The 4,928-nt window shown below is 34.5% G+C and carries 5 protein-coding genes; 1 reads left to right on the forward strand and 4 read right to left on the reverse strand.

Annotated elements, in window-relative coordinates:
• Positions 1-158 precede the first annotated feature (158 nt).
• The gene (locus AB1414_15540) at positions 159-881 is read left to right on the forward strand and encodes a DUF4143 domain-containing protein (protein ID MEW6608832.1); all 723 of its coding nucleotides are present in this window, start codon (positions 159-161) and stop codon (positions 879-881) included.
• Between the two features lie 212 nt (positions 882-1,093).
• Here the strand turns inward: AB1414_15540 and AB1414_15545 are convergent, their stop codons facing one another.
• From AB1414_15545 to AB1414_15560, 4 genes are all read right to left on the reverse strand, one after another.
• Entirely contained in the window at positions 1,094-1,543 is a 450-nt protein-coding gene (locus AB1414_15545) for a hypothetical protein (GenBank protein ID MEW6608833.1), read from the reverse strand.
• Between the two features lie 157 nt (positions 1,544-1,700).
• Positions 1,701-2,021, reverse strand: a complete 321-nt coding sequence (locus AB1414_15550) for a hypothetical protein (protein MEW6608834.1) — start codon at positions 2,019-2,021, stop codon at positions 1,701-1,703.
• 114 nt (positions 2,022-2,135) lie between these two features.
• Positions 2,136-2,288: a hypothetical protein gene (locus tag AB1414_15555; GenBank protein MEW6608835.1), complete on the reverse strand. Its 153-nt coding sequence runs from the start codon at positions 2,286-2,288 to the stop codon at positions 2,136-2,138.
• A 96-nt stretch (positions 2,289-2,384) separates the two neighbouring features.
• Positions 2,385-2,648, reverse strand: a complete 264-nt coding sequence (locus AB1414_15560) for a hypothetical protein (protein ID MEW6608836.1) — start codon at positions 2,646-2,648, stop codon at positions 2,385-2,387.
• Between the last annotated feature and the right edge of the window lie 2,280 nt (positions 2,649-4,928).

Consider the following 4,928-nt stretch of genomic DNA (forward strand, 5'->3'; position numbering starts at 1 on the left):
TTCTATGGTCATTAATTCCCCCGTGTTTTTTATTCGCTTGTATTACTTATATCGGAACACAAGGGACAAAACTTAAATCTTATCTCTAATCTTTCTCCATTATCCTCCTTTTTGCTGAATAGTTACAAAATCGGTTAAATAATTTTACCTTAGAATATTTGCAATTAGGTGGCTTCCCTAAAATTGTTCTTACCAGAGATGAATTACTGCGCAAGGAATTGTTAACCCAATATTTCAATGATATCTTAAGCAGAGATATTGTTAGTCGGCATAGGATAAAAGATGTTGATAAGTTACGGAATTTAGCTTTATTCTATTGTACAAATTTTACGCGTCCATACAGCTTTAACAAAATAGAAAAAGTAATTGATTTCTCTTTATCGTTAGACTCTATTCACCGTTTTTCTCATTACTTAAAGGATGCATTTTTGATTGATTTCTTACCACGATTTTCTTATTCTTTGAAGAATCAAATGCAAACAGGTCGTAAGGTCTATTTTGTAGATAACGGCATGCATCATGCTATCGCCTTTAAGTTTTCTGAGGATAAGGGAAAATTATTAGAAAATGCTGTTTTTCACCATTTAAAGAAGCAGAAGAAAGAGGTGTATTATTTCCATGAAAAACAGGAAGTAGATTTTGTTTGCAAGCAAGGATTAGAGATTGTGGCATTAATCAATGTTTGTTATGTCCTGGATGATAAGGAAACACTCTTGAGAGAAACATCTGCTTTACGGGAAGCAATGAGATACTTTAACTTGAAAGAGTCCAGTATAATTATTGGTGAAGGAGAGGGTAGAAGAATATATGAACAGGGATTTGAGATACAGATTATTCCATTTTATCAATGGGCATTGGATTCGCCAGTAATGGGTCAGTAAAATGGGAAAACGGTATTAACTATGAAAGCACGAAATAAAGAAAACACGTAACCGTTCAGGTAGTCTGGTATCTGGGTGTCTAAGTGTCTGGGTTACATAGACTACCAGACACTTAGACACCCTTTACGCAAAATTGTAGGATTTGTTACTATCCTGATTTCCTGGATGTTAACTGATTGCTGATACCTGATGGCTGAACGGTTACTAATTTCTTATAACCTATTCAAAACCGTCTGCCAGAAAAAACCGTTCTGGAAGGCAAAGATTAAATTCACTATCACAGGCGTACTTTCTCCGATACTTGCATAGACTACACCAAATACTATTGGCGAAACTAACATTGGCCTGAAAAGCTGCCACTTGCTGAGTTCTATCTTTTTGCCTTCTTCACCAATAGCATCAAAAAAGTATTTAGCCGCCATACCAGATAACATCAGCAGATAAAGGCTTATTTCCAGCCAGGGGATTTGAGCCAAAAAAGAAGATACCCCACGCTGGGTAACATCCGGTGGTTGAAGAAGGAAAAAATCTGCACAAATAAATAGCACTAAACCACCGATTAGTGTGGTTAAGAGGAAGATTATCTGTCCCTTTTTACTCCATTGTGCTCTCACCACCCAGACAGCCACAATCCCTATAATTGCTAAGGCAATATATACCATACTACATCCCTCCTTCACGATAAAATTATCCCGTATAATCTCGGGAACAAAAAGGCTAAAGTCCGGAATTGAGCTTATCATCTCAGGCAACATACTAATAAGATCAATAGAGTCCTTTGCTCCGGACTTTCTATTTAACCCAAATATGTATTCGTTGCTATCCAAAATAAGCCGAATACTTTTCTCGCCAGAGTTCTTCTCTTGTTTGTCTGAGCCTTTTGATAACCTTTTCACCTTTCAACCTTTGCATATCTTTTTCATTCATTCTGTCTCTTATCTTTTCAATTGCCTCTGCACACCTTTGACCATCTAAGGAATCTTTAGCTGGGTAGAAAACAGGGAAATAATAAACCATTTCTCGTCTCAGTCCTTCACATATAATCTCCTCAATACTCGAAAATATCTGATCATCTACTAACTTCTTTGAATCTTCATATAAATGCTTTGGGATATTGACTTCAATATGTTTTAAAGACATTACCTTCACCCCTTGACTATGGGCATTATAACATCATTAAACAAAGTTGTCAATAGAAAATTAAGGATTACGCTTAAATTAGAGTTTTATCTCTCTCTTCCCAGTTTTGAATCTTCAAATAAACAGGGCATTTTTTACATTCTTGTAAGGTGTGGTTATGACAACAGGCTGGATTTTTACCTCAAAACAATTCTTACTTTGCCTGTACGCCTCGCAGATTAAATAGAAACTTGCAGGACAACCCTTGATATTAAAGCATCTATTCATTATCTCTTCCTCCTCTTTTTAAGCAATCGAATTATATGAAGATTTGCCACAGAGACACAGAGTCACAGAGCATTTTATAAGATATACCTTTTGATGTCATCTTTTAACAAGAGGAATTTGCTTATATACTTCTATCGCACATCCGATGATTTTCTCTGTTATCTCATTGAAATCTTTCATCTTAAACATCTCTGTGTCTTTGTGCCTCTGTGGCTGAATAGTTACTTTCGAATTTCCAATTTCAACTTCCTTTTCTAACCGCAAAGTTTCAAACAATAGTGAACCATCCCAGAATTCGTTAGATTCGTTAAATTCGCTTACTAATATCTTACCTCCTAAAAACAAAAAAGGGGTAAACAATCAAAATCGTCCACCCGTCACGAAGTCCGATAATGATAGCTACCCCCTTGCTGTGCAAAAAACACAGCAATAATAGTAGCCTCCTTCTTTGTGACGGGTGAGAGGATAAAACTCCTCTTTAAGAAAAAGGGCTATTAGCCTCTACTAAATTTATTTTGCCCAAAAACCTATTTATCTATATTTTATTATACCAGCTTACCTCCATGTTGTCAACAAAAAATTCAGGCAAAATGTAATCCCTCAGTTATGAGGTGTGAAGATAACTATTTGTTCACTTAAACGCTGAAATTAGAAATTGGAAATTGGGTTTTTCACTTCTCTCCCCAATTTCTAATTTCCAATTTCACTCAATTTTACTCCCTTTACACCTGATAACTGAGGCATTATAGCAGTTATTATTCAAAACTTTACTTAGAAATACAAATAATGTCCCATAGGGACAACATATCGGTAGAAATAAATATCATACAAATAATGTCCCGTAGGGACAATATATCGGTAAATGGCTTTCCATAATTTTTCTACCAATATATCGTTCCTACGGAACTGATTGATTTATCTATCTATTCCTACCGATATTATGTTCCTAACGGAACGATTATTCTCATGCCTTATTTATGGGTATTATCCTATGTAAACTTCCAGTTAATAACCGCTATAATTGGTTATTTGGATGCATTATTTCCCTCCCCAATTTAAAACTTAGTTCTGTTGTCTTTATCGGCTCAATCAATATAACCTTTAATTATTTTTTGAAGGGGCAACTATATAACGGAACTTCCCCCAGAAAATACACAAAAAGGCTCCATTAACATATTGATAATTAAGAAGATATGTTAATTAGGCTTTTTTAATTTTCGTAGATACACTATGGACGGGCGATTTTATTACTAAATATCATATCAAAAGAGTATTACTTTTGTCAAGTATTATTTTTACTAAAATTGTAAATATTCGTAGGCACATTTTTTGAACATATTTTAGTCGTATCCCATTGATATACATAGACTTAAGTCTATTTTTTAGGTAATTTTTAGGGGGAAGTTCCGATATAACACCTTCTCATCTTGATGTCAACTAAGCAGATTATCTCTTTTTTATAGCTTTGGCATCTTTTATCACCCAAAAACTCTCCCAAACCCGCACCATAACTAAAAACTATTTGCAACGCTCTCTTAGAGTTTTATCTCTCTCTTCCCAGTTTTGAATCTTAAAATAAAAAGGGCATTTTTTACATTTTTGTAAGGTGTGGTTATGACAACAGGCTGGATTTTTTACCTCAAACCAATTCTTACTCTGCCTGTACGCCTCGCACATTAAATAGAAACTTGCAGGACAACCCTTGATATTAAAGCATCTATTCATTATCTCTTCCTCCTCTTTTTAAGTAATCGAATTAATCGAATAAAACAAATTCGTAAAAATACGAAGAATTCGTTCAATTTGGCTACTATAGCAGTTATTATTCAAAACTTTACTTAGAAATACAAATAATGTCCCATAGGGACAATATATCGGTAGAAATAAATATCATACAAATAATGTCCCATAGGGACAATATATCGGTAAATGGCTTTCCATAATTTTTCTACCAATATATCGTTCCTACGGAACTGATTGATTTATCTATCTATTCCTACCGATATTATGTTCCTAACGGAACGATTATTCTCATGCCTTATTTATGAATATTATCCTATGTAAACTTCCAGTTAATAACCGCTATAATATTTTAACCCCTAAAAATAAAAAAGGGGTAAACAATCAAAATCGGCAACCCGACAGTAAAACCGATAATGATCGCCACCCCTTACTACACAAAAGTGTAGTTTAAGATAGCGACCTTCTTCTTACTGTCGGGTTAGAGGATAAAATTCCTCTTTAAGAAAAAGAGCTATTAGCCTATACTAAATTTATTTTGCCCAAAAACCTATTTATACTTGAAGAAGGCATAATTTGCGATTCTATATCTGCTTAGATTGTCAGGTTCAAGGTTCAAAGGTTCAAGGTTAGAAATCTAACCCTTTAACCGTGAACCTGGAACCGTGAACCATGGAACTGAGAATCTAGTGCTCTGTCGCTACTCAATTGATGTTGCCCGCTGGCGGGGGATTAAGGGGGTGGAATATGAAATCTGAACTAGAAAAATGCAGCCCCCAATAATTAACAATTGACAATTTACAATTAACAATTGACCATTATTTGTTAATTTTGTCAACATCAAATATTAATTGTGAATTGATAATGGCTAATTGATAATTGTCAATTAACTATATTTGG

The organism is bacterium (genome assembly GCA_040755795.1).
Taxonomy (GTDB): Bacteria; UBA9089; CG2-30-40-21; order CG2-30-40-21; family SBAY01; genus JBFLXS01.

Excerpts from the sequence above, each read along its gene's own strand:
- AB1414_15545 (MEW6608833.1), bottom strand. The coding sequence starts at position 1,543 with ATGGTATATATTGCCTTAGCAATTATAGGGATTGTGGCTGTCTGGGTG.
- AB1414_15550 (MEW6608834.1), bottom strand. The coding sequence starts at position 2,021 with ATGTCTTTAAAACATATTGAAGTCAATATCCCAAAGCATTTATATGAA.
- AB1414_15555 (MEW6608835.1), bottom strand. The coding sequence starts at position 2,288 with ATGAATAGATGCTTTAATATCAAGGGTTGTCCTGCAAGTTTCTATTTA.